Below are 24,782 nucleotides of genomic sequence, written 5' to 3'. Positions count from 1 at the left end.
TGCTGACCCTGCTGACCCTGCTGACCCTGCTGACCCTGCTGACCCTGCTGACCCTGCTGACCTTGTTCGTTTTGGTCTTTGGACTCAGAATTGTCTTGCTGTTGCTGTTGCTGTTGCTGTTGCTGTTGCTGTTGCTTCTGAGCCTGTTCGACAAGCTCTAGATTTTTCTTCGCATAAGCATGTTCAGGGTTGTTTTCGAGAATACGTTGGTACTCTTCAATCGCTTGATCGTACTTGCCTTGCTGCGCCTGTGCATTTGCAAGGTTGTAGCGAGCATCTTCGCCATTCAAACCTTGTAGTGTCTGCTCTGCAGCTTCGAAGTCACCGGCTTTGTATTGTGCGATGCCTTTCCACTCTTGTTGTTGGAACTGCTCTGCAGCTTGTTGGAAGTCTTCATCTTGATAAAGCTGATAACCCACCTGATCGTCGGTTTTCCAAGGGCTTGCAAACGCGGTATTCGGTTGGCTGAACGACAAAACCACAGCTAATCCGCACCAAACAACACCCTTCCGAAACAGCCCAAGTGCGGGCAGTAATAGGAATGGCAGAAGCCAGAAGCCATTGTTGACTCTCGTGTTGAGTGAGTTATTGGTCTTGGTCACTTCAGAGGTTGTTGCAACTCGGTCGAGATAACTGGCGATATGTTCAACATCTGAGTTATCAAATTGAACCTCAGTGAACGTGCCACCATAACTGCGAGTCAGGTCGCGCATGTTCTCTAAGTGGGTTCTCGCGACCACAGTTTGCCCTGAGTTGGTTTGCAGCATTGAGCCTGTTGGCAAAGAGATTGGTGCGCCACTTTCAGTACCCACCGCTAAAATGGATAGCGTCCAATTGCTACCAGATAGCAGCGAGTCGATCTCTTTCTTCTCTTGGTCATCTATGTCATCAGCAATCAATACCAAGTCACCGTGGTAGATATGAGCGCGAGTCATCATCTCAATGGCAAGCTTAACCGCAGCGGGGGCGTTGCTGCCTTGGTAAGGCATAATATCCGGAGACAAGTTTGGCACTTGGCTCTTGATGGTGTTGATGTCGGACGTTAGCGGGCTAATGGTGTAAGCATCGCCAGCGTACGCGACCATTCCTGTTAAGCCTTCTTTCCACAACGAAAGCAGGTCAAGAGCCTTGTATCGTGCTTGAGTCAGGCGATTTGGTTTTATGTCGGTAGCGTATAGAGACATCGACATGTCCATCATCACAACTCGAGCCTGCGTTTTTTCAAAGCTCGGTTGTTCATTGTTTTGAAAGCTGGGGCCGGCTAATGCAATAACACCGATCATCCACCAGATACCAAAGTAAGTACTGCGGTTTTTTGATGGCTTGCTTGATTCTGGCGCCAAGTAGCGAGCGATATGAGACGCCAATAACCCTTGCTTAGATTGCTTCTTACTAAGCCACCAAATCGCGGGTAACGCGACAAGCGCTAAGAACCAATATGGGTAGATAAAAGTAAAGTTAGACATTGTTTCTCCTAATGGCTAACAGCATAAATGCGAAGAACATTGCCGCAGACAAAGGCCATACGAACCACTCTTGTTGTGGTCGCCAAACCTTGGTGGCATTTGTCACGGGTTCTAACTGGTTGATAGTGTCGTAAATGGTCGCCAGCTCTTTGCTGTCACGCGCACGGAAGTATTGACCGCCAGTGCGTTTGGCTATTTCCATTAGCGTGCGTTCATCCAAGTCTTGAGCAGTATTGACCTTACGAGTCATGAAGAACTCTTTGACCATCATTTCGCCTGCGCCAACACCGACGGTGTATATGGTCGCATCGTATTTTTTTGCGATGTCTGCGGCCTCTAATGGGTCTAACACCCCTGCAGTATTACTGCCGTCGCTGAGTAGTACCATCACACGTTGAGGCGCATTACTATCAACAAAGGTCTTGGTCGCAAGGCCAATGCCATCGCCAATCGCAGTTTGAGTACCAATCAGCTTTAACACTGCTTGATTGAGCTGTTGTGAAAGCGTATTTCTATCTAGCGTAAGCGGGGTCTGCAAGTAGGCGTGATCAGCAAATAGTACTAATCCGACTCGGTCGCCTTTACGGCGATCAATAAAGTCACTCAATACGCGTTTCACAGCCGACAAGCGGTCGATGTATTCGCCATTGAACTGCATGTCTTCTTGGCTCATCGAGTAGGAGAGGTCGACAACCAACATCAAATCACGATGCTTCGGCTGAAACTCCACCGGTTCGCCATACCATACAGGGCGAGCGCTCGCCGTAACCAGCAGAATCCAAATAATAACTGACAACGCTTTTGGTAAGCGACTGCTCGGTGTTTTGGTATGGCTGTCTTCTGGCAGAAATGGAAGCCTTAGGGCGTTGCTTGATTCTGACTTTGGTGAGAACAAGTAAACGAGAAACGGCAGTGGCGCGATGAAGAACATCCACCACCAAACGAACTCGATGTTTAGCAAGTCCCTGCTTAGAAACATAGGGCTAAGAAAATCACTCATAACGACCTCGCTTTGGAGGAAGGGCTTTACGAAGCCAAGTTTCGCAATCATTAACCAATTGCTGTTGATCCATTTTCTGTTCGTCGTTCATTAAGGCTGCATCTTGATAGAGCGCTTGCTGCCACTGGGATTGTTTTGCTACAAATAACGGCTTCTCTAATTGCGCATCTAAGAACTTCAACCAATCATCACCTGCTAGACCTGCAATTTTTTCGCGTGGGAAATAGCTTAGTGCTGCCTGACGAACGATGTCTTGAGCTGTGCGCGGAGACAAGCTATCTGGAGACTGACCATGACGAAAACGAGCAAGTGCTTCGTTCTTCGCGTGTTGGTTGTTTTGTCTGCGTTTTACAATGAAAAACACTAAGGCGATCAGAGCAATAGCCGTGATAATCAATGCCCACCAACCCCACGCTAAAGGCCACCAAGTCGGTGCATCTGGTGCAATGACAGGGCTCAAATCTAAGGGCTGATTCATGACTGAACTCCTGATATCTGGCTCATTAATGACTGTGCACTAGACAGCGAGCTATAAGGTATCGCGAGAGATAAACCAAGTTTCTGCAACTGCTTCTTCTTTAGTGAAAACGCGTGGTTAAGTTTTTCCTTCTCTTTATTCGAGGAGAAGTTAAACCATTGAGTTTTACTGCCGTCCGTCACTTGTTTAGATCCCTTGTAGGCGGTTTCACCTTGCTCTAATGGATCATGAAAATGCACGAAGCGGACTCTGTTGTGCCGGCGTATTTGGCTGATAAGTGAGTAGTTACTTTCTTGGTAGCGTACAAAGTCACTGAGGATAATAATATCACTGCCTTTTGGACAAAGCTGATGAAGAGATGTCAGTCCATGCTCTAAGGTTGTCTCGCTGTGATTGTCGTGGTTGGTCAGCGCTGCATTATTGATTTCTATGACTTTTTGAAGAATGCGTAATGGCGCATGATTACTCGCACTGGGCTTGATTTCAATGATCTCTTTGCCAGTATCTATTACTGCGCCAATTCGGTCTTTTTGAGCCACAGTGAGCCAGCACAGTTGGCTAGTAAAGTGTGCAAGTTGAACTGATTTCAACAACAAGGTTGAGCCGAAAATCATGCTGCTTGATAGATCCAAAAACAAAATGACAGGCTGCTCTCTTTCTTCAGAGAATAGCTTGGTATGCGCCTTGCCCGTTCTTGCTGTGACGCGCCAATCAATGCTTCGGATATCATCTCCTGCTTGGTACTGACGAACTTCAGAGAAATTCATCCCGCGACCTTTGTGGTTACTCTCGTGTTGACCATTAAGTTGAGACCAAAGGCTCTTGGCTGGAGGCAACCATCGAACAGACTGAGCTTTGTATTGCAGCAGCTCATCCAAATTCAACGTGACGCCGTCACTATAGTTGGGTAGTTGATTATTCATACGCGTGTCCTTATGCGCTGCCAACCAATGAAATAAGATGTGCGATGACTTGATTGGCCGTAACGCCTTCAGCTTGAGCATGGTAGCTACGGAGCAGGCGGTGGCGTAACACAGGGAATGCCATCGCTTGAACGTCTTGTGGCGTTACATAATCGCGGCCAGCAAGCCATGCGTGAGCACGCGCGCAGCGATCCAAAGCAATAGTTGCGCGTGGGCTGACACCCATATCTAACCATTGATCAAGTTGATCGCTGTATTGCTTGGGTTGGCGAGTCGCCATAACCAGTCTGATGATGTATTGCTCAATGGTGTCTGCCATATGAATGTTGAGCACTTCTTGGCGCGCTTCAAAGATCGTTTGCTGAGATATCTGTTGTGGCTGAATAGATTCGTTACCTTGAGCTTCGCCTCGGTTCAGGCGCAAGATCTCCAGCTCGCTTTCCATATCTGGGTATTCGACCTCAAGGTGAAGCAAGAATCGGTCTAACTGGGCTTCTGGCAGAGGGTATGTCCCTTCTTGCTCAATTGGGTTCTGTGTCGCCATTACCAAAAACAGTTCAGGCAGAGCATAGGTCTTTCGACCGGCAGTCACTTGTTTCTCTGCCATCGCTTCCAGCATTGCTGCTTGAACTTTCGCCGGAGCACGGTTGATCTCATCCGCTAGAATAAGCGAGTTGAAAATCGGGCCTGATTGGAAGGTAAATTCCCCAGTTTCTGGTCGGAAAATATCGGTACCAGTCAAGTCCGCAGGCAGTAAGTCAGGTGTGAATTGAATGCGGTGGAAATCCCCCTCAACGCAATCAGCCAGTGATTTTACGGCGCGAGTTTTTGCTAAGCCGGGAGGCCCTTCAACGAGGATATGACCATCCGCTAAAAGGGCGATCATCAGTTGCTTAACGAGCTCTTTTTGACCAATGATTTGAGACTCTAGATAGTTTTGAAGGACTTCGAAATTTGTTTTGTGCATTTTGGACTCTCTGGGTATCCATTTGATTTTATTTTGAGTATTGGTCACTGATTTGTAGCAAAAAGTTCCAGTGCATTTGCGTAATTTATTTTTTCAAAATTGGAAAGATTTACAAGTGGTTAGCTAAAAATATTGTTAGGTTGTGATTATTACTATATCAATTGGTTTTTATATACAAAAGCTTGGCTGTGGGGAGTTGTTTGAGTTCAGTTAGATCTAAGGGCTGATAGCTAAAGCCGACTCTCGACAGTACGATATTGGCTTAGTTAATTCATATTTAATTTGGATGATTTCGGTTGTTACATCATATGTGCAATTTTTTGAGAGAAAAGTCTCCAGTTTTATTGGTTGTGGCCGATATATAACTCAGATTGTGCATCACTTTGTTGGGGCGCGTTAACAAAGTCCTGTTCAAAGTTTACAAACAACGAGCGATTCTTTTTAAAGGTCTAAATATGTTCAAAACTAACTCTCTGAGTATCAAGCAAAAAGTTGTACTTGGCATTACCTTTGCGGTTCTTGCATCGACAGTAATTGTCGGCGCGATGGCACAACAACAAGCAAGAGATGTATTGAGTCATCGACTGATCGATATTGAGCTTCCTGGAATGTTGGAGCGAATCAATGGTGAAATTGACCGTGAAGTGTCTCAGCTATTATTAGCAGCGGAGCAAATTGCTTCAAATGAATTTATTTCTGATGCTATCGAATCGACCGACCGCGATCCGGCATTAGAAAACAAGCTGGTTAAACAACTGAATAATGTTCGTAACCAATATCAGTTGAACGATGCCTCAGTGGCGAACCGTCAAACTGCTTACTACTGGAACCAAAATGGTTTCCTACGTCAGTTAAACCAACAACAAGATGGTTGGTTCTTTGGCTTTACGCAATCTGGACAACCAACCATGGTAAGCATGTTCCAAGAAGCCAATGGCGAAGTGAAGATGTTTGCTAACTATCAGCAGCCTTCTGGTTTGGCAATGTCAGGTTTATCAAAGTCGATGGATGACATGGTTAACCTACTGAACGGTTTCAAGATTGAAAATACAGGCTTCGTATTCTTAACCGATAGCCAAGGTGATGTTCAAATTCACCGCGAGCGTTCACGCAGTGACTCTTCACTTCAACAACTCTACGGTCCTCAAGCAAGTCAATTACTGAACAAATCGGGCTTTAACCTGATTACCACTGAAAGCCAAGGCCAAGAGCTGTTCGTGGCGAGCTTGTATGTGTCTTCAATGGACTGGTTTGTTATTGGTGTAGTTCCGACTGGTGAAGTGTTTGCAGAGCTCGATGCGACAGCGCAAAAGATGCTGATCATGACTGCGGTTGTGGCATTAGTATTTATCCTAATGGGCGTAGTACTTGCGAATAGCATTACTCAACCGATTAAGCTTTTGGCTAAGCGATTTGGTGACCTTGGTGAAGGTGACGGTGATCTTGCACAGCGTATTGAAGTGAAAGGTAACGATGAAATTGCACAGCTTTCAAAGGGCTTTAACGGGTTCATTGAAAAGATTCACGAGTCGATGAAAGAAGTGTGTTCGACTAGCCAAGCACTGCAAGTGGCGGCAGAGAGCGTGTCTAACAAAGCACACATTACCCACGACAACAGCCAAGAGCAACGTGATCAAACCCTTCAAGTGGTCGCTGCCATTAATGAAATGGGTATGACCATCAGCGAGATTGCATCGAACGCGGCAACAGCAGCAGAAACGGCAACGCAAGCTTCGGGTAATACTGAAGTGGGTCGTTCTGTTGTAAACAAAGCAAAAGACGCGATCAGTCGGTTAGCGCAAGATATCGAAAGCACGGGTCAAGTGGTTGAACAGCTTGCTTCTACAACTCAAGATATCGGTTCTATTCTGGGTGTTATCCGCGATATTTCAGATCAAACCAACTTACTCGCATTGAACGCAGCGATTGAAGCAGCCCGTGCCGGCGAGCAAGGTCGTGGTTTTGCGGTTGTAGCAGATGAAGTACGTAACTTAGCAAGCCGCACTGCAGATTCTACGGAAGAGATTCAGAAGATGATCAACCAACTGCAAAGCGATGCTAAAGATGCAGTAACGGCAATGAGTGCGGGTAAGGTGATCACGCTTGAAGGTGTATCGGCGTCGGATGAAGCGGTAGATGTGCTGAGTGGCATTTCAGATCGTATTGTTGATATTACAGACCGTAACACTCAAGTGGCGACGGCAACGGAAGAGCAATCAACCGTAGTTCATACAATCAACCAGAACATTGAAGAGATCAACGCAATCAACGAAGTGACAACGGGTACGGCCGAGCAGCTTGCAGAAGCGAGCCAAGAGCTTAGAGACCTTTCTTCTCGTCTAGATAAAATGGTTGGCTCGTTTAAGCTGTAATACTGCTTGAGCTAATGACGTTGACAGAGAGCTGGCTTCATTTAATCGTGAATCCAGCTCTTTCTAATTTCAAGCCAGCCCTGTGTTTAAACTGACGTTCGCTTGATCTGGTTTCGGGCTTTGGACTCAATCGCTCTAGCATCACAGGTCGTAAATGAGTAAAATCTCGTTAGATTTAATATTTAGGTAAGTATCATGAGCGATTTTGAAAAAGAACTAGAGCAGATGACTCAAGAAATGGGTGATGAGCCAGAAGTAAAACTACCATCACTTGAAGAGCAAAAAGCGATCGTCGCTGAGTTCAAACGACTAGAAGCAGAAGGCAAACTAACGCCAGAAGTGTTAGAGAAGCATTTTGGCCAGTTCAACAAACAGAATGATACGCCAATTCACTAAGTTGATTTAGACTGGTGCATGTCTCAAAGAAGTGATAATGGTGGTTGGGCTTATAGCCTGACTCATAGATAAAGGTCTAGCGCTTGCTAGGCCTTTTTTATTGCTATCAATAAAAAATTGAATACGTTTATAGAGTTGCTGGCGAGGTGATTTAATGAAAGTAAAACTAGTCGCCCTAAATAGAAAATCCCCCTTACAACGTAAGAGGGATTGGATATGGGCAAGTTATATCTTAAAAGGCGGAACCGATTAGTCTGTGCCGTACTCTTTGTATAGGCGACGACATGCGCGACCGTCACTGTGGAACAAGTGACAACGGTGTGCAGGAATACCAATCGCTAGCTTGTCACCAGACTCAATCGTCAACGTGTCTGGCTGGCGATAGATAACGTCAGCATCGGCACTTTCGAGGTTTAGGTAAACTTGTGTTTCGTTACCTAGCTTCTCAACCATCATCACTTCAGCTTCAATCGTCGCATCACCTGTTTCAGCAGACAATAAGTGCTCAGGACGAACGCCCAGAGACATACGGTCACCTGCATTGACAGTGGTACCATCGACTGGAATCCAGAAAGTCATGCCGTTTGAAAGTTGTACCAATACGCGTTCAGCTTCCGCTTGCTCGATGTGAACAGACATAAAGTTCATCTTCGGCGAACCAATAAAGCCAGCAACGAAACGGTTTTGAGGGTAGTGGTAAAGGTCAAGCGGTTTTCCGACTTGAGATACATAACCACCATCAAGAACAACAATTTTATCGGCCATAGTCATCGCTTCCACTTGATCGTGGGTAACGTAGATCATGGTGCAACCAAGTTGACGTTGTAGTTTAGTGATTTGCGAACGCATTTGAACACGTAAAGCAGCATCAAGGTTTGATAGCGGCTCATCAAGTAGGAATACATTTGGTTGAGAAACCAGAGTACGACCAATCGCAACACGTTGGCGTTGACCACCAGATAGGGCTTTAGGCTGACGCTCAAGAAGGTGACCAAGCTGAAGGATTTCTGCAGCATGTTCAACACGCTTATCAATTTCAGCTTTGTTAGCGTTCGCTAATTTGAGGCCGAAAGACATGTTGTCGTATAGGTTAAGGTGAGGGTAAAGCGCGTATGATTGGAATACCATACCCACGCCACGCTTTGACGGTTCAACGTCATTCATGCGTTGGTCGCCAATGTACAAATCACCAGACGTAATGTCTTCTAGACCTGCGATACAACGTAATAGCGTCGATTTACCACAACCTGATGGTCCAACGAATACTACGAATTCACCTTCGTTGATGTCTAAGGTTACGTCCTTAGAAATCTGTACATCACCATATGATTTATAAACGTTTTTTAACGTGACACTCGCCATCTAGCTTGTCCTCGATCGATCAAATTTTAAGTTTTACTGCTTATCATTATAAGAAATTTTCGGGTCAGCAGTAACTGTAGGAATTGGTAAGTATTGAGTGAGTAAGAAAAAAAGTGGGTGAGACTTGGATTTCTTTAACCAAGCCCACCCGTCATAGCCAAACTGGTGTCTATTTCCCCCACATCGAGCCAAACCTCCCCCGTGATTCAATCACAGATTTAACTCAATGCTTAATAAAGACACTAGCGGGCAGTGAAGCCAACTAAATGAACAATGCTGTTACACATAACACTTACTGGTAAAGGGTTCTTACTATCCACTCTTGGATGAATGCAGTTTCGATGAATTAGCGAAACGGTACATCCTCCCAACGTAAAATTAACGAGGGGGAGTAGTAGGGGAGGAGTAGATAAATGGGGTTATTAATAATTGGCGATCCAGTTCAAATAAATCCACGCCATAACGGTGATGTTGATCACGATGAGTATGTGTTTTGTGACTCCAATCTCTAATCTGACCGGATGGCGATCACGATTTTAAGCCATAATAGCTAGGGCGTAGTGGCTAGGATGATGAGCTAGAGGCTATTTTCTCAGATCATAAGCCCTGAAAACTGGCTCGTCTTGGTAGATGTGCCCTACGTATAAATATAAAAAGGATATTCACATGAAAAACGCTCTAAGCGCTGTAGCTCTAGGTACAATAGTTGCTCTGGGTTCTTTTGGTGCAAATGCTGCTATCGAAGAAGGACAACTAACTATCTGGGTAGGTGGTGACAAAGCTTATGAAGGCATGGCTGAAGTAGGTAAACGCTTCGAAGAAGATACTGGTGTTAAAGTAACAGTCGCTTTCCCTGACAAACTAGAAGAGAAGTTCTCTCAAGTTGCAGCGGCTGGCGATGGCCCAGACATGATTTTCTACGCACATGACCGTTTTGGCGGCTATGCAGAAGCGGGGCTTCTTGTTGATATCAAACCTTCTAAAGAAACTAAAGAAGGTATCGTAGACTTCGCATGGGACGCTGTTTCATACGAAGGTAAAACAATCGCATACCCTGTAGCGGTTGAGTCAGTTTCTCTAATTTATAACAAAGCGCTTGTTCCTAACCCACCTAAGTCTTGGGAAGAAATCCCAGCACTTGATGCTGAGCTTCAAAAAGATGGTAAAAAAGCGATCATGTGGCCTCTACGTGGCGGCGCTTACTTCACATGGCCTCTACTTGCAGCTGACGGCGGTTACGCATTCAAACAGACGGCAGAAGGTTACGATATTAAAGATGCGGGCGTAGCGACTGAGGGTGTTCAGAAGTCTCTAGGTTTCATCGAGAAGATGGTACAAGACAAAGTTATCTCTGCAGACATGGATTACTCAGTTGCTGAGTCTGAATTTGTTGCGGGCAACGTTGCAATGACAATCAACGGTCCTTGGGGTTGGGAAAACATCAAGAAAGCTGGCGTAGATTACGGCGTAACAACTTTACCTAAGTTCAACGGTAAAGCGTCTAAACCTTTCGTTGGTGTATGGGCGGGTGGTATCAGCACTGCGTCTCCAAACCGAGACCTAGCTGTTGAGTTCATGGAAAACTACCTGCTAACAGATGAAGGTATGAAGAGCCTGAACGACGACAAGCCACTAGGCGCTGTTGCTCTTAACTCTTTCCAACGTCAACTAGACAGCGATACTCGTATTGCAGCAACAATGGACAACGCGATGAACGGTGAGATCATGCCTAACATCCCCCAGTTCACAACATTCTGGTACAGCATGGAAGAAGCGATCGGCAACGTAGTTGACGGCCGTCAATCAGTAGACCAAGCACTAAAAGCTGCTGAAGGTCGTATGGTTAAGTAACACCCAAGCACTACCTTTTAAGGAGGGGGTAACCTCTCCTTACTTTTCTATTTTTTATCTATATCGCTAGCAGGTTCCTCTATGCAGTCAGTTCAAGGTACAGATGCTATCCCAGCACCATCAAGCCTTCCAGGCAGTAAAAGCGTCTTCATCAAATGGGGGTTGCTTGGTAGCGTTGGCTTAATAAACGGCTACGCTACAATTCTTATGTATTCTCGCGGTGAGCTCGCTTTTGCGCTGCTTACAGTGATCTTAACGGCTTTGGCACTTTACATTTTTGGTAGTAAAAAAACTTACGCCCACCGTTATATTTACCCAGGTATTGCCGGAATGATCCTGTTCATTCTTTTCCCATTGGCATACACCGTAGGGCTTGCGTTTACTAACTACAGCGCGAAAAATCAGCTTTCTCTAGAGCGTACTCAAACCGTTCTTTTAGACCGTTCTTTCCAAAGCGGTGAGAGCTACCCATTTACTTTGTACAAGACAGATGACGGTCACCAGATCGTCGTAAAAGATGGCGACCAACTGTTAGCGACTGACGTATTTTCTCTAGACAATATGACAGCAACAGAGATGGACCTATCTGTCATCGAGTCTGCGCAAGGTGAAAAAGAGAAAATCAAAGCGATCATCCAAAACCGAGCTGCGATCAGTGGTGTTGATTTCAATCTACCGGACGGTGGTGACATCCGCATGAGTGGCTTACGTAAGTTTGCTTCTGTTGCTCCGCTTTACACGCTACAAGACGATGAAGAAACGTTAATCAACAATGAAACGGGTGAAGTTCTTAAGCCAAATATGGATGTGGGTTTCTACCAACCTGTTGATACAAACGGTGAGTTTACGGGTAATACCATCTCTCCAGGTTTTGTGGTTAGTATTGGCACACATAACTTTGAGCGTGTATGGAAAGATGACGGTATTAAAGAACCGTTTATCAGCATCTTTATTTGGACGGTTATCTTCTCGGTATGTACCGTAGCGTTCACGCTTGTTATCGGGCTTGTGCTTGCGAATATCGTGCAATGGGAAGAGTTGAAAGGTCGTTCTATTTATCGTGTTCTACTGATTCTGCCTTACGCCGTCCCCGCGTTTATCTCGATTCTTATCTTTAAGGGTCTATTCAACCAAAGCTTTGGTGAGATCAACATGGTGCTCGAGAATATCTTCGGCTTAAGCCCGAACTGGTTCTCAGACCCTATCTTAGCGAAAACCATGGTGTTGATGGTTAACACATGGCTAGGTTTCCCTTACATGATGATTCTATGTATGGGTCTGCTTAAAGCGATTCCTGATGATTTATACGAAGCGTCAGCGATTGATGGTGCGAACTTCCTTGATAACTTCAAGCGCATTACATTCCCATTGATGATTAAGCCGCTTACACCGCTATTGATTGCAGCGTTTGCCTTTAACTTCAATAACTTCGTAATGATTCAACTATTGACGAACGGTGGCCCGAACATGATTGGTACTTCTGAGCCAGCGGGTTACACAGACTTGCTTGTAAGCTACACGTACCGAATTGCATTCGAAGGCGGCGGCGGCCAAGACTTCGGTCTAGCAAGTGCTATCGCAACGCTTATTTTCCTATTGGTTGGTGCACTAGCGTTACTAAACCTTCGTTTCACTAAACTGTCTCAAGATTAAGGAGCACGACAATGGCTATGGTACAAGGTAAAGGCCTTAAATACCGAGTGTGGGCAACGCATGCAGTGTTGTGGTGCTTCTTGGCAATGATTATCTTCCCACTACTGATGATCATCGCTATCTCGTTCCGTGAAGGTAACTTCGCAACCGGTAGTTTGATTCCCGATAACCCATCACTGGAGCACTGGAAACTGGCTCTTGGTATGTCGGTAACGAATGCTGACGGCTCGGTGACACCACCTCCATTCCCAGTACTAACGTGGTTATGGAACTCAATTAAAGTCGCGGGTGTTACATCGATTTTAATCGTGGCACTGTCAACGACATCGGCTTACGCATTTGCTCGTATGCGCTTTAAAGGTAAAGAAACTATCCTGAAAGCGATGATGATTTTCCAAATGTTCCCAGCAGTACTTGCTCTAGTAGCAATCTACGCGCTGTTTGACAAACTTGGTCAATACATTCCGTTCTTAGGCTTGAACACACACGGTGGTCTAATCTTCTCTTACTTAGGTGGTATTGCACTTCACGTATGGACGATTAAGGGGTACTTTGAAACGATTGATAACTCTCTGGAAGAGGCAGCAGCCCTTGATGGTGCAACGCCTTGGCAAGCATTCAGACTGGTTCTACTGCCGCTGTCTGTGCCAATCCTAGCGGTTGTGTTTATTCTATCTTTCATCGCGACAGTTGGTGAGGTGCCAGTAGCATCTATCTTACTTACAGATGTGAACTCTTACACACTAGCAGTAGGTATGCAGCAGTACCTATACCCTCAGAACTACCTATGGGGTGACTTTGCGGCAGCGGCTGTACTATCAGCACTTCCGATTACTATCGTGTTCTTACTTGCTCAACGTTGGTTAGTTGGCGGTTTGACGGCAGGTGGTGTAAAAGGATAAGCTGTACTCTATAAGAAAGAAAAGAGCGACCTTTAGGTCGCTCTATATTGGCATTTTTATTACATCATTTGGTTTGGCCGCCGATCAGTAATAAAAATAACCCTCAGGTTACGCATAGCTGGCCGCTAATCAGGTTCCTTACGCTATTAATGATTAGTGGTTTTTGTAACTCTAACCCAGGTATTTACTTGGGTTTTTTTATGTCTGCTACTTTTTGGTATGTATTTGTACCAGCCTTTATCTGCTTATCTCGGTGACTTAGATTTGAGCCATTCCATGCCTAAATCTTTCATTATCAAAATAATCACTCTGTCTCATAAATCAGACGCTCAGTATAAGGGGCAGCAGGTCTATTGATATGTTGCTAATAATTCAATGCGTGATACTTCAATGATTTGCATGCAACGAGCGTCTGAATTTCACCGAAAGTGTCTATAAAGGCTAAATACAACAGGCCTATTGAGAGTAGATCTCAACAGCATACTTTGAGCTAGACTCTTATCAGACATAGAGAATCGAGGCTGTGTGAAGATTAAAACTCTCGACTAGAAGGCGCACAGCCTAAATGCTGTAACAGTACATAGATACTTTCTTGATCGAGTGCTACGCGTCTAAACAGATCGGCAAACGTGTGGTCACCACCAAAACAAGTTTGAATATAGTGGTTAATCTCATTGCTGTCGTAGCCTTCTACGTACAAAGTTCTAACCCATTGATACTCAACAGCCTTCAAATTGTTCAGTGTAGATTCGCTAAGAGTGGGGCGTGTGACGCTCAAGAGTGGCTCCGAAAAAATTCTAATACATCCATTATGATTGGCGGTATTTAATCAGAGCAAAATGACGACTTTATTACAGAGAAGGCAAATCCATATTCGATAGTGGATTCATTTCAACTCTTTGGTTGAGTATCACGCTTTATCGGAAATATTGGTCTTAGAGATGTTTTATTTACTTTGGAATGATTTGTCGCAGAGTCACAAGACCAGAACTGTTTCGTTTGTGTTTAAAGTGGGTTAGGTAAAACAAATGCCAAGCATCTGCTTGGCATGGAAATAGGCGTATGTGAGAGCCTTGATTGACCTTACTTGAGGTATTTCACGTGTGCTTCCATCTCTTCACCGATTTGCTTTCGCATGTTCATAAGACGAATAGCCGAGTCTCTCAACTCAATGTCTTCTTCGGTATCAGGGATCCATTCTGGCACTTTGGTTGGGGTACCATTTTCATCGACAGCTACCATAATCACGATGCAGTGAGTCGTCAGACGATTGTTGAGTTCTTTGGGGTCGCTAGCTTGGACGTCTATTGCAATGTGCATTGACGATGAGCCGGTATAGATGACCTTCGCACTTACCTCGACAAGGTTGCCAACATGGATGGGTGCTACGAATCGAATACCACCTGCATAGGCGGTGATGCAGTATTTGCCACTCCAACCTGCAGAACAGGCATAGGCTGCTAAATCGACCCACTTCATTACTGCGCCACCATGAACTTTACCACCAAAGTTCACATCTCCGGGCTCAGCTAAAAAACGCAGAGTAACGTCTCGTTTGCCATCTTGTCGGCTGTTGTTACTGCTCATCTATCTTCCTTTATTATTATTTTGCTGCATAACATGCTCGTTACTTGCTAATAACAATATACTTAAGATGACATAAATTAAAGTGGATAATCTCACTGTTAAGATTATTTTTTCAAACGGATGACGAACCTATGAACATTGGTGTTTTCTGGCGATCGAGATGAGTGATAAACAGGAAAGGGCAAGATGGGTGTAAGTTATTTCGAAAGTGGGTTTCAAAAAAAAAACACCTAGCATAGCGCTAGGTGTTTCTAAGCCGTTCGGTACTCATATCGGTACCTTTTTATTTTAGCCAACTAACCGTTGTTCATCTGGTTAACTTAAAGTGATTCTATCCTCATTAATCCTAAAGTGGTAGTTAAAGTTTTTTTACTATTCAGCTCACTTTTACTCTTTGAACAAAGTATAGATCCTTTGAGTGAACTTTGCCTGTCGAGTTATTGATTGGTCATTATTAAAGGGAAATTGGCCCTGACCGCAATCTTGTAAAGGTATTAATTATAAAAACACATTAAGTTGTTTTTCTTAATCACGTAAAAGATCCAAATATTCAGGTTGATCTGACGTTTGGTCAACTTGTTGCAAAGGCTCACTGTAGTAGTAATCCTTCATTATTTACACTGCCGATAAGCGAACACTTTAACTAAACAGTATGAATGCCTTTAAAGTAAATCATAACCTTGTTGCAAGAGAAGAAGCAACGATTAAATAGTTTTAAGAGGATTGTTAACAAAAAATTAGATCGACAAAGCTTATCTAAGGAAGTGGTTTTAAACGAGGTAGCTATGAGTAGCCGTGGTTTGAAGCAGTAAAAAAATACCTGCTGTGGTAGCAGGTACTGCGAGGATATCTCGTTGAGAACATCGTTGATAAATGAGGGGGAGAGCTTAGCTTTGTTGAGGAAGCGGAAGCTCAAGCCTTGGTTTTCTCTTGATTTGAGCAAGAATGACACCAGAGATTACCATCACGCCTCCAATGATATGGAATTGGTTAATTTCTTCACCTAACCAAGTAGACGCAAGTACAATCGCGATAACGGGCATTAAATTCATGAACATGGCACTTGAATCTGCGCCAATGGTGTCAATCGCCTTCACCCACATCCAAGGGGCCAAAATAGAAGCAGCAAGGGCAGCGTAAGCAATCAAAGGAATAGCTTGTTGGGATGGCAACAGTTGTTCGCTGGTTAACCAAAGTGGCGTCAACATAGAAACCGCAAACAATCCTTGGATATAAATCACTACCCAGCTACTTAACGGCATTTTCCAGCGTTTAAGCAGTACACAATAGGAAGCATAAACGAATGCGGCTATTAACATATAGCCATCACCCTGAGTCAGTTCTTGATGTATGAAGAATAAAGGATCGCCTTTCCCTAACATCAGAGCTAACCCAGACAGCGACAATACGCCGCCAACAATGCTTAGGCCAGAAATAGACTTGCTTAACAAGGGTACGCTAAGGAACACGCTGATCAATGGTACTAATGAAGTGATCAACGCCATATTAGAGGCGGTTGTCGTTAAGCCGGCGTAGTAACCCAAAGATTGGTTTAACACCATGCCCAAAAAGCCAAGGAACGCCAGTTTAGACAAATTAGGTTTAATGATTGGCCATTGCTTGATAACCGACCGAATACAGAAAGGTGTCAGAATCAACATTGCAATGAACCAACGGTAAAAACTCATCGCGCTCGGCTCTATGGTACTTGCAGCGAGCCTATTGACGATAGCATTTGCACCCCAGATGCAGACTGTAAAAAATGGTAAAAGATAATGCATGTGAATTCCGTCGCAAATGAGTTGATGCGGCTAGTTTGACAGGTCGTTATACTTACAGATATCTTTAAAAAGACATCAGGCGCGATAGGAAGACAAGTTTGAAAAAACACTCAAGAAACCTTCACCCATCCTTATCAATCGATAAGGCACCATCCAACGTATTTATGAATTTCGAAGCTTTCTTATCGAACACTGAAACTCGCGTGCATAGCCACCCTTGGGGACAAGTACAATTGATCAGTGGCGGTATTCTAGAAATGGAAGCTGAAGGTACACGCTTTCTAGCCCCGCCACACCTAGCTATTTGGGTACCTGCTGGAGTCATGCACTGCAGTTATAATCGCAAACCCTTAGATTATTGCTCTTTGAATATTTCCCATGAGCTAACGCAACATCTGCCTGAGAAAACCAGTTTAATAAAGATCACACCAATCGTATCCTCGATTATCGATGATTTTCGTCAGCGTGATATTAACGTTGCTGCGAGCGAACAAGATCAAAGATTAGTGCGAGTATTGTTGGATCAATTGGCAGAGCGTCAAGTTGAGCATCACTTTTTGCCTTCAACTGATAATAAATATCTTGCGCCCATTCTTGCTGCGATTGAAGAGAACCCAACTGATGATATCTCACTGAAAGATTGGGCCGATAAAGTGCACGCGACAGAGCGAACCTTATCGCGCCACTGTCAAAGTGAACTGGGGATGAGCTTTACTGAATGGCGACTTCGAGTACGCTACTTGTACTCTATGGATCTGTTAAGAAATGGGCAATCCGTTAAAGAAGTCGCACTGACTTTAGGCTATAACCAAGCTAGTCCGTTCATTAGTATGTTCAAGAAATATTCCGGCCAAACGCCAGAACAATATAAGAACCGTTTGTTGTAACTTGTTCTTGGCTTTAGGTTTACTCGTCAATTCTTTGTCATTGAGAATAAAATAATATACACGCGCAGTGTTCGCGCTTGTTAACCATCAAGGTTTATATTGAGGTCATATGGAGATCAAAGTATTAAAAAGTTTTGTAGCTGTAGCCACACACAGAAGCTTTTCAAAAGCAGCAAAGGAATTGAACACAGTTCAGCCTGCTATTAGTCGCCACATTACAAGCCTTGAGCATGAACTAGGGGTTAGCCTATTTTTTCGCACATCTCGCGAAGTCGTTATTAGTGCTGCTGGAAAGCATTTACTCACAGACGCCATAAAACTCATAGAACATACTCAACAAGCGAAACAATCCGCAATTCGAGCCTCTTCTGGTCATATTGGTACTTTGACAATTGGTTACCTTGGGGGCGCAACGTTGAGTTTCTTGCCTCGTTTAGTTCGGCAGTATATTACTGAAAATCCAACTATTGATGTCGATCTTGTTGAGATGACAGCTTCTGAACAAATCGAAGCTCTTGAAAAGCGGGAGATTGATATCAGTTTCTCTCGCCCACTTCCAAATCTGATTGATGATGACTACGTTTCCGTTCCGATTTATGCAGATAAGCTCGTTGCGGTTGTGCCAATCACACACGAACTCGCCCAATGTTCGATCATTCAAATAAAGCAACTGCAGTTCGATCCCTTCATTTTATTTGAACGTGAGCAAGCCGTGGGGTTATTTGATTCCATCATTACTCAATGTGATTTATCCGGTTTTTCTCCAAATATAAAAAAACAACCCAACCACATGCAAACGGTGTTAACCCAGGTATCTTCTGGCTTAGGTGTCTCGGTAGCTCCTTATGCTATTCGTGACTTACGTTGTGAGGGTTGTGTCTTTATTAACCTTGAATCTGTGGATGTAGAGATGCCATTGGTGATGACACACCATTTACATGCTCAATCTCCCACTGCTAGTGCATTTGCAGCGATAGTACAGAGTGAAATTAAAGCAATTCAACAGAGTATGAGTTAGGAAATCATCTATGCAAATTGCGTATAGAATTTACATCAAATAGGTATTTTTGCTATTTAAGCGTCACCCTTAAACTCACTTCATCAAAATCACTCATTAAAACGATGAACTAAAATTAAGGTGTAATCATGTCAAAGGTGACGACAGAAACTTTGGGTACAGGGCGCTTATTACTTATGTCGAGCGCTGTCTCAGCAACCGCTGCAAATCTTTATTATAACCAGCCGATTTTACCCAAGATCGGTACAGAACTCGGTTTAACAAGCGCACAACTCGGCGCAGTGCCGGCGGCTAGTCAGATTGGTTATGCAGTGGCGCTACTTTTCTTATCGCCATTAGGGGACACTTTGCCGCGCAAACGCCTCATTGCGATCCTATCGGTAATGTTAGTGTTGTCATCATTTATTGCGTTTTCTGCATCTAGCTTAATTGTGTTGGTTGTTGCGTGTTTTGCGATTGGCTTAAGTGCCAATATCACTCAACAGTTGATTCCATTTGCAGCGTCATTAAGCACTCCTGAAACGAAAGGGAAAGTCATTGGGACTTTAATGACAGGCCTGACCGTTGGCATCTTGCTTTCTCGTACACTCAGTGGTTTTGTTGGTGAGCAGTTTGGGTGGCGTGCTGTGTTTATGATGTCGGCAAGTATCGCGATGATCTTTGGTTTAATGTTATACGCTTTTTTACCGACGAATACTCCGACAATCAAGATACCTTACCTTAAGCTTGTTGCTAGTATGGCAACGTTAATTAAGCAGCATTCGATACTACGTACATCTGCTTTAACCGGCGCGCTTTGGTTTGCTTCGTTCAATGCACTTTGGGCAACGTTAGCTTTGCACGTCAGCGAATCACCATTTAATTACAATGCTCAGCAAGCTGGGATGTTTGGGGTTATTGCCTTTGCTGGTGTGATTGGTGCCAAAGTTTCAGGTTCATTAGTAGGTAAGTTTGGTTCTCGAAATATGATCAGTATGGCGTTAGTCATTATTGCTGCTGGCTTTGTTGTTTCGGGGCTCTTTGCTGATACCTTGATTGGGTTGATCGCCGGTATCATTCTTATCGACCTTGGTGTGTTCAGTGCTCAGGTATCGAATCAAGTCCGCGTATTTTCAATTGATCCACAAGCTCAGAGCCGTATAAATGGGGTCTATATGCTTGGCTACTATCTTGGTGGTGCCTTCGGTTCGTTTGTGGGTATTCAGGTATTTGAATTGGTCGGCTGGGTAGGTGTAGTAGGCTTTAGTGTTGCAGCTGTGGCATTAAGTTTTATTGTTAACCGCATCAACAAGCAATAAATCACGTCGCCTTCATTTATGTGTTTACACATACTTGAGTTAAGGCTCGTTGCTATCGAAAATGAATGCTATTTAAACGTTTTAAAGTTTGGATAACACGGTTTACGACTCTCAATGGTGAGTGATAAGCGATGAGAATCATCCATCTTTCATTTCCCTGCAAAATAAAGGTGACATTACATATATGCAATGTCACCTGTAAAGCATTGGGTTGTGAAATAAATAGATTAACCAATGAGTACTTGTTACTTAGAAACAACAGTCCACTTCATTAGAACCGGTTCTGCTTCCTCACACTGAATCAGTTCAAGTGGACGTTTCACCCATGGGCCCGCTTCTTGAGTTTCTGATGTCACTGCCAAACAGTAGCTAGAGTCCGCTTTTAATCGAATGGTTTGATCATTTTCGCTGTAAACAAAACCTTGGTTTTTGGCGTCGCTACACTCTAGTAACGCGAGTTCGCTTTTTCCTTTCGCAAGAAGCCCTTGCATACACAGCCCTTCGAACGCGTAAGACTGAATTTGGTCTGTTTCGTTGTTGAATTCAAATCTCACATCATGACCCGAATAGTTGCGAGGAGAACCTTCAGGCGCTTTGGGTTTACAAGTATGAGTTTGCATTAATTCTGATTGACCAGGTCCGTAGGTATCAATACAAAACCCATAACCGTTTGGCTCATCTAAATTATCACTTAAGACAATGTATGGCGGTTCTGTCGGTACATTTGGCTCTGCTGCAAAGAGGAATGAAGGAGCAACAATTAAGCTAGATGCAACAATGAAGTTGGTCATACTTTTTAGGTTCATATTAATTTCATCCTTTAATGAAGGTAGGTGTTGTGACTAAAACGGCTTACTGGTTAAAACTTTCGGTGAACTCTACAATTCTAGCGGCATTGACACCTTTGTCACTGCGACCGATTCGAGACACACTACGAATATCGATACGGCTTTTGTTGTTTATTGGGGTAACTTGAACGACCACATCGTCCATAAAACCAAAGAAAGTTGTTTGAGCCGTTGCTTCAAAGCGTAATGCCTCTGGGTATCCTGCAACCACTTCCCATCCACTATTTTTCGCTATATCCAGTGCTTTTGCGTACGCATCTTCAGAAGAAAGGTTCGACTGAATAGGTTTAATGTATGGGTACAATTTTTTCTGTATGGCAGCCACTTCTTCTCCTGCATAAATCAGAGAGTTTTTGGCACCTGCACGCGTATCGTCTAGCTTATAAAATTCAGGTGGGTTTATAGTGTCGGTAGTAATGTCATGAATTGCAGGCTCACGCTTTACGGGGTGAGTTATGCCATGGAGCATTGGCGCGATGAGACCAAGCCCTATGAATGCAGCAACCAGAGGCTTGAGCGCACCTGTACGATCACGAGTAATCCATTGGTAGATGAGCCCGAGTGTACTTAAAGCGAGTAGAGAGAGGCCGATAGGGTTGAGGTAGTTTCGAATGTAGCCAAAGCCAACAATAGGGTCCCATAAGCCCATGCAAGATCCAAATATCATCACCGCAACCATTAGTAATGCGGTAAAAGCGATGACTAGTAATAATGTTCCTATACGAGATGGTCGGTTGTTCGTCATTTTCTATCCTTTGAAAGTTTTCAGCGAGTAATGATGAGCCACTCCTAGGCTCACCATATCTTCATTTTGTTAGTATTCGGTTTTATTATTACTTCGTTTTGTGATTGCTCAGTTTGGTTGTTCTGTGTTGTTTGCTATTTCTGCTTTGTCATCTGACTTGAACAGTTTGCAGATCAAGACAAAAAATAGCGGAGCGAAGTAAATCACTAACAACGTCGCTCCCATCATGCCGCCTAAAACGGACGTACCAATCGCATTACGCGCGTTAGCACCTGCACCCGTACTCAGCACTAAAGGCAATACGCCGAGTCCGAACGCCAGTGACGTCATGATGATAGGGCGCAAACGCATCTCACATGCTTGTACCGTTGCATCAATAATGTTGACGCCTTTTTCATAAAGTTCTTTGGAGAACTCAACAATCAAAATGGCGTTCTTGGCGGTTAAACCTATGGTAGTTAGCACGCCTACTTGGAAGTACACATCGTTTTCTAACCCTCGTAACATAATCGCAGCCAGTGCGCCGAGTATGCCTAATGGAACCACCAGAATAATCGCAATTGGAATACTCCAACTTTCATACAGAGCCGCTAAGCAGAGGAAGACCATCAAGATGGAGATCGCATACAGAATTGGCGCTTGGTTGCCAGCTTCTATCTCTTGATAGGACATTCCCGTCCAGCTTACCTGTACATCATTGGAGATCTCGGCTGCCAATCTATCGATTTCAGCCATCGCTTCACCAGTACTATAACCAGAGGCGGCTTCACCGACGATTTCCACTGCAGGATTACCGTTATAACGTTGTAACTGTGGAGAACCTTGACCCCAGTGATAAGTACTGAAGGCTGAGATAGGCACCATCTCGTCGTTGTTATTACGCACAAACCATAAGTTCAGGTCTTCTGGTGTCATGCGATATTCTGCATCAGCTTGAATGTAAACTTTCTTAGAGCGGCCACGGTCGATAAAGTCATTCACGTATGACGATGCCCAAGCAATCGACAGTGATTGGTTGATGTCATCGATTTCTAAACCAAGCACTTTGGCTTTCTCATAGTCGACATCAAGGAACAGTTGCGCGGTATCCTCCAGGCCATTTGGACGTGTACTTTGCAATAATGGACTTTGTGCCGCTGCACCAAGTAGTTGGTTTCTTATCTCAATCAGCTTGTCATGACCGACAGCACCGACGTCTTCTAAGTAGAAGTTAAAGCCTGTTGAAGTACCAAGCTCTCGGATTGCTGGGCTACTAAAAGCAAAGATCTGTGCATGTTTGTAGTTTGAAAATTCACCCATAACACGGCCGATAATGGAATCCACATCGGTTCCAGGTTCAGTTCGTTCTGACCAATCTTTCATGCCGATGAATGCCATCGCTGCATTTTGCCCAGAGCCTGAAAAGTTGAATCCAGACACGGTAAATACATGGTCGACAGTATGTGATTCGTTCTCTTCAAAATAATCTTTGATATCCAACATCACTTCTTGTGTCTTTTGTAATGTGGTCCCCGTTGGTGTGGTGACCATAACCATGAAGTCACCTTGGTCTTCATTTGGTAAAAATGAACTTGGCAGCACGTTGTATAGGTAAGCCGTGCCGGCAAAAAGCATTAGGTAAACAAAAACGAAGCGTAGTGGTCGCTGTAAAGCGTGTTTAACTGAACCTCGGTATTGGCTGGATAGCTTGTCGAACCCTCGGTTAAACAGTGCAAAAAACTTATTGCTCGACGCTTTATCTACAGGCTTTAGAAGCGTTGCACACAATACAGGAGTAAGAATCAATGCGACGACAACGGATAGCACCATTGCCGAGACAATCGTCAAAGAGAACTGTTGGTAGATAACGCCCGTTGACCCTGACATGAAGGCCATAGGAATAAATACAACCGACAACACCATCGTAATACCGATTAGGGCACTGGTAATTTGTCCCATTGATTTTTTGGTTGCTTCAAGAGGAGATAGATTCTCTTCATGCATCAACCGCTCAACGTTTTCCACGACTACGATGGCATCATCAACCAGCAAACCGATCGCTAACACCAAACCAAACATGGTGAGTGTGTTGATTGAGAAACCCAGCATGGCCATGACACCAAAGGTACCAAGTAGTACGACTGGCACGGCAATGGTTGGGATTAAGGTTGCTCGTAAGTTTTGCAAAAACAGTAACATCACGATAAACACAAGCCCAACCGCTTCAAATAGCGTTTTGACCACTTCAGTGATAGAAAGGCGAATGAACAAGTTGTTATCGGTTGTTTTAACCAATACTAGTCCGTCTGGAAAGCCTTTTGAAAGTTGTTCCAGTTTTGCATCAACCGCGTTTTGTGTGTCTAACGAATTCGCGCCGGTGGCGAGGGTGATCGCAATACCTGAAGAGTCCTTACCCATGTAGGCTGGAATGGATGAAGATTCTTCACTGGCTAACTCGACACGTGCGACGTCTTTGAGCTTAATTTGAGATCCGTCACTGTCGACTTTAATTAAGATGTCCTCAAATTCTTCAACGCTGGTTAATAGGCTTTGCGCTGTGATACTGGCATTAATTAACTGAGAATCAACGGCTGGCGTTCCGCCTAGTTGTCCAACAGTAACTTGGCTGTTTTGAACCGATACGGCATTAGAAACGTCAACAGGGGTGAGACTGTAGCTGTTCAATTTTGCAGGGTCTAACCAAATACGCATCGCATAAGATGGACCGAAAATAGTCACTTCGCCTACGCCGTTAACACGGCTTAAGATGTCCTTAATGTTAGAGTTTGCGTAATCTTGAATGTCGCCCGCACTCATGCTGCCATCAGGCGAATAGAGGTTGGTGACCGACATAAAACCCGACGTACTCTTGGTCACAGATGTGCCTTGGTTTTGTACTGCTGTAGGCAGGCGATTGCTCACTTGCTGTAAGCTATTCTGCACCTGTACCTGGGCAATATCGGGGTCAGTGTCTGCGCTAAACGTTAAGGTCACACTCGCACTACCAGAAGAGTCACTTTTCGACGCCATGTAAAGAAGGTTATCTAACCCTGTCATGCCTTGTTCGATGACTTGGGTTACGCTGTCTTCAATCGTTTTCGCTGACGCGCCAGGGTATGACGTTGAAATAGTCACGGCTGGTGGTGCAATTGTTGGGTATTGCGCGACAGGCAAAGAGACGATCGCCGCAATGCCTGAAAGCATAATGACAATGGAAATCACCCAAGCAAAAATCGGTCTGTTAATAAAAAAGTTCGATAAGGACATGG

20 protein-coding genes are annotated in these 24,782 nt (G+C 44.3%); 8 read left to right on the top strand and 12 right to left on the bottom strand.

Features of this window, described 5'->3' with window-relative positions; translation table 11 throughout:
- The 5 genes from IQO02_RS17415 to IQO02_RS17395 all read right to left on the bottom strand — a co-directional run.
- Nucleotides 1–1,466: VWA domain-containing protein (locus IQO02_RS17415; RefSeq protein ID WP_193838623.1), on the bottom strand; the 1,466-nt coding region annotated here is incomplete at its 3' end.
- Nucleotides 1,459–2,466, bottom strand: coding sequence for a vWA domain-containing protein (locus tag IQO02_RS17410; RefSeq protein WP_016791067.1), 1,008 nt, complete (start codon nucleotides 2,464–2,466; stop codon nucleotides 1,459–1,461). The genes IQO02_RS17415 and IQO02_RS17410, both read right to left, overlap by 8 nt.
- Nucleotides 2,459–2,944 carry a DUF4381 domain-containing protein gene (locus IQO02_RS17405; RefSeq protein WP_016767409.1) on the bottom strand — a complete coding sequence of 162 codons (486 nt, stop codon included), beginning with the start codon at nucleotides 2,942–2,944 and terminating at the stop codon, nucleotides 2,459–2,461. Before IQO02_RS17405 ends, IQO02_RS17410 begins: the two co-directional genes overlap by 8 nt.
- Nucleotides 2,941–3,867 (bottom strand): DUF58 domain-containing protein, encoded by a 927-nt coding sequence (locus IQO02_RS17400; RefSeq protein ID WP_016787329.1) that lies wholly within the window; start codon nucleotides 3,865–3,867, stop codon nucleotides 2,941–2,943. The genes IQO02_RS17405 and IQO02_RS17400 overlap by 4 nt, the downstream gene beginning before the upstream one ends.
- Before the next feature lie 10 nt (nucleotides 3,868–3,877).
- Nucleotides 3,878–4,834, bottom strand: a complete 957-nt coding sequence (locus tag IQO02_RS17395) for an AAA family ATPase (protein ID WP_016767410.1) — start codon at nucleotides 4,832–4,834, stop codon at nucleotides 3,878–3,880.
- Nucleotides 4,835–5,289: 455 nt separating this feature from the next.
- On the opposite strand from IQO02_RS17395, the gene IQO02_RS17390 reads away from it, so the two are divergent.
- Complete coding sequence (locus IQO02_RS17390) at nucleotides 5,290–7,206, top strand: methyl-accepting chemotaxis protein (RefSeq protein ID WP_010431461.1); 1,917 nt, start codon at nucleotides 5,290–5,292, stop codon at nucleotides 7,204–7,206.
- 195 nt (nucleotides 7,207–7,401) lie between these two features.
- Nucleotides 7,402–7,602 (top strand): hypothetical protein, encoded by a 201-nt coding sequence (locus IQO02_RS17385; RefSeq protein ID WP_010431457.1) that lies wholly within the window; start codon nucleotides 7,402–7,404, stop codon nucleotides 7,600–7,602.
- Between the two features lie 249 nt (nucleotides 7,603–7,851).
- Here IQO02_RS17385 and malK read toward each other — a convergent pair whose 3' ends face one another.
- On the bottom strand, nucleotides 7,852–8,964 hold the full coding sequence (malK, locus tag IQO02_RS17380) for a maltose/maltodextrin ABC transporter ATP-binding protein MalK (RefSeq protein ID WP_010431455.1): 1,113 nt from the start codon (nucleotides 8,962–8,964) through the stop codon (nucleotides 7,852–7,854).
- A gap of 666 nt (nucleotides 8,965–9,630) precedes the next feature.
- Between malK and malE the strand changes: the two genes are divergently transcribed.
- The 3 genes from malE (at nucleotide 9,631) to malG (ending at nucleotide 13,370) form a co-directional block, all read left to right on the top strand.
- Nucleotides 9,631–10,815, top strand: a complete 1,185-nt coding sequence (malE, locus tag IQO02_RS17375; RefSeq protein WP_010431451.1) for a maltose/maltodextrin ABC transporter substrate-binding protein MalE — start codon at nucleotides 9,631–9,633, stop codon at nucleotides 10,813–10,815.
- Nucleotides 10,816–10,896: 81 nt separating this feature from the next.
- A complete protein-coding gene (malF, locus tag IQO02_RS17370) occupies nucleotides 10,897–12,468 on the top strand; it encodes a maltose ABC transporter permease MalF (protein WP_010431449.1) in 1,572 nt (523 codons plus the stop codon).
- 11 nt (nucleotides 12,469–12,479) lie between these two features.
- On the top strand, nucleotides 12,480–13,370 hold the full coding sequence (malG, locus tag IQO02_RS17365) for a maltose ABC transporter permease MalG (RefSeq protein WP_010431447.1): 891 nt from the start codon (nucleotides 12,480–12,482) through the stop codon (nucleotides 13,368–13,370).
- 532 nt (nucleotides 13,371–13,902) lie between these two features.
- Here the strand turns inward: malG and IQO02_RS17360 are convergent.
- From IQO02_RS17360 to IQO02_RS17350, 3 genes are all read right to left on the bottom strand, one after another.
- Nucleotides 13,903–14,148 (bottom strand): hypothetical protein, encoded by a 246-nt coding sequence (locus tag IQO02_RS17360; protein ID WP_016767859.1) that lies wholly within the window; start codon nucleotides 14,146–14,148, stop codon nucleotides 13,903–13,905.
- A gap of 305 nt (nucleotides 14,149–14,453) precedes the next feature.
- The gene (locus IQO02_RS17355; protein WP_010431444.1) at nucleotides 14,454–14,957 is read right to left on the bottom strand and encodes an acyl-CoA thioesterase; all 504 of its coding nucleotides are present in this window, start codon (nucleotides 14,955–14,957) and stop codon (nucleotides 14,454–14,456) included.
- Nucleotides 14,958–15,844: 887 nt separating this feature from the next.
- Nucleotides 15,845–16,738 carry a DMT family transporter gene (locus IQO02_RS17350; RefSeq protein WP_029203016.1) on the bottom strand — a complete coding sequence of 298 codons (894 nt, stop codon included), beginning with the start codon at nucleotides 16,736–16,738 and terminating at the stop codon, nucleotides 15,845–15,847.
- Nucleotides 16,739–16,836: 98 nt separating this feature from the next.
- Here IQO02_RS17350 and IQO02_RS17345 point away from each other — a divergent pair, with 98 nt between their 5' ends.
- From IQO02_RS17345 to IQO02_RS17335, 3 genes are all read left to right on the top strand, one after another.
- Nucleotides 16,837–17,625, top strand: coding sequence for an AraC family transcriptional regulator (locus tag IQO02_RS17345; RefSeq protein ID WP_010431438.1), 789 nt, complete (start codon nucleotides 16,837–16,839; stop codon nucleotides 17,623–17,625).
- A 109-nt stretch (nucleotides 17,626–17,734) separates the two neighbouring features.
- Nucleotides 17,735–18,643 carry a LysR family transcriptional regulator gene (locus tag IQO02_RS17340; protein WP_010431433.1) on the top strand — a complete coding sequence of 303 codons (909 nt, stop codon included), beginning with the start codon at nucleotides 17,735–17,737 and terminating at the stop codon, nucleotides 18,641–18,643.
- A gap of 128 nt (nucleotides 18,644–18,771) precedes the next feature.
- Nucleotides 18,772–19,941, top strand: coding sequence for an MFS transporter (locus tag IQO02_RS17335; RefSeq protein ID WP_010431430.1), 1,170 nt, complete (start codon nucleotides 18,772–18,774; stop codon nucleotides 19,939–19,941).
- 245 nt (nucleotides 19,942–20,186) lie between these two features.
- Here the strand turns inward: IQO02_RS17335 and IQO02_RS17330 are convergent, their stop codons facing one another.
- The 3 genes from IQO02_RS17330 to IQO02_RS17320 form a co-directional block, all read right to left on the bottom strand.
- Nucleotides 20,187–20,747: a ricin-type beta-trefoil lectin domain protein gene (locus IQO02_RS17330; protein ID WP_010431427.1), complete on the bottom strand. Its 561-nt coding sequence runs from the start codon at nucleotides 20,745–20,747 to the stop codon at nucleotides 20,187–20,189.
- A 46-nt stretch (nucleotides 20,748–20,793) separates the two neighbouring features.
- The gene (locus IQO02_RS17325; RefSeq protein ID WP_016799463.1) at nucleotides 20,794–21,534 is read right to left on the bottom strand and encodes a DUF1499 domain-containing protein; all 741 of its coding nucleotides are present in this window, start codon (nucleotides 21,532–21,534) and stop codon (nucleotides 20,794–20,796) included.
- 108 nt (nucleotides 21,535–21,642) lie between these two features.
- Nucleotides 21,643–24,780 carry an efflux RND transporter permease subunit gene (locus tag IQO02_RS17320; protein ID WP_016799462.1) on the bottom strand — a complete coding sequence of 1,046 codons (3,138 nt, stop codon included), beginning with the start codon at nucleotides 24,778–24,780 and terminating at the stop codon, nucleotides 21,643–21,645.
- Nucleotides 24,781–24,782 lie beyond the last annotated feature (2 nt).

The organism is Vibrio sp. OPT24 (genome assembly GCF_015163545.1).
In the GTDB taxonomy this organism is placed as follows: Bacteria; Pseudomonadota; Gammaproteobacteria; order Enterobacterales; family Vibrionaceae; genus Vibrio; species Vibrio cyclitrophicus.
Note: the sequence above shows the minus strand (reverse complement) of the source record. Positions and strands in the feature narration are given on the sequence as shown.

What these genes read in the sequence shown, in the direction of transcription:
- IQO02_RS17410 (WP_016791067.1), bottom strand. Translation starts at nt 2,466, where the DNA reads ATGAGTGATTTTCTTAGCCCTATGTTTCTAAGCAGGGACTTGCTAAAC.
- IQO02_RS17405 (WP_016767409.1), bottom strand. Translation starts at nt 2,944, where the DNA reads ATGAATCAGCCCTTAGATTTGAGCCCTGTCATTGCACCAGATGCACCG.
- IQO02_RS17400 (WP_016787329.1), bottom strand. Translation starts at nt 3,867, where the DNA reads ATGAATAATCAACTACCCAACTATAGTGACGGCGTCACGTTGAATTTG.
- IQO02_RS17395 (WP_016767410.1), bottom strand. Translation starts at nt 4,834, where the DNA reads ATGCACAAAACAAATTTCGAAGTCCTTCAAAACTATCTAGAGTCTCAA.
- IQO02_RS17390 (WP_010431461.1), top strand. Translation starts at nt 5,290, where the DNA reads ATGTTCAAAACTAACTCTCTGAGTATCAAGCAAAAAGTTGTACTTGGC.
- IQO02_RS17385 (WP_010431457.1), top strand. Translation starts at nt 7,402, where the DNA reads ATGAGCGATTTTGAAAAAGAACTAGAGCAGATGACTCAAGAAATGGGT.
- malK (WP_010431455.1), bottom strand. Translation starts at nt 8,964, where the DNA reads ATGGCGAGTGTCACGTTAAAAAACGTTTATAAATCATATGGTGATGTA.
- malE (WP_010431451.1), top strand. Translation starts at nt 9,631, where the DNA reads ATGAAAAACGCTCTAAGCGCTGTAGCTCTAGGTACAATAGTTGCTCTG.
- malF (WP_010431449.1), top strand. Translation starts at nt 10,897, where the DNA reads ATGCAGTCAGTTCAAGGTACAGATGCTATCCCAGCACCATCAAGCCTT.
- malG (WP_010431447.1), top strand. Translation starts at nt 12,480, where the DNA reads ATGGCTATGGTACAAGGTAAAGGCCTTAAATACCGAGTGTGGGCAACG.
- IQO02_RS17355 (WP_010431444.1), bottom strand. Translation starts at nt 14,957, where the DNA reads ATGAGCAGTAACAACAGCCGACAAGATGGCAAACGAGACGTTACTCTG.
- IQO02_RS17350 (WP_029203016.1), bottom strand. Translation starts at nt 16,738, where the DNA reads ATGCATTATCTTTTACCATTTTTTACAGTCTGCATCTGGGGTGCAAAT.
- IQO02_RS17340 (WP_010431433.1), top strand. Translation starts at nt 17,735, where the DNA reads ATGGAGATCAAAGTATTAAAAAGTTTTGTAGCTGTAGCCACACACAGA.
- IQO02_RS17335 (WP_010431430.1), top strand. Translation starts at nt 18,772, where the DNA reads ATGTCAAAGGTGACGACAGAAACTTTGGGTACAGGGCGCTTATTACTT.
- IQO02_RS17330 (WP_010431427.1), bottom strand. Translation starts at nt 20,747, where the DNA reads ATGAACCTAAAAAGTATGACCAACTTCATTGTTGCATCTAGCTTAATT.
- IQO02_RS17325 (WP_016799463.1), bottom strand. Translation starts at nt 21,534, where the DNA reads ATGACGAACAACCGACCATCTCGTATAGGAACATTATTACTAGTCATC.
- IQO02_RS17320 (WP_016799462.1), bottom strand. Translation starts at nt 24,780, where the DNA reads ATGTCCTTATCGAACTTTTTTATTAACAGACCGATTTTTGCTTGGGTG.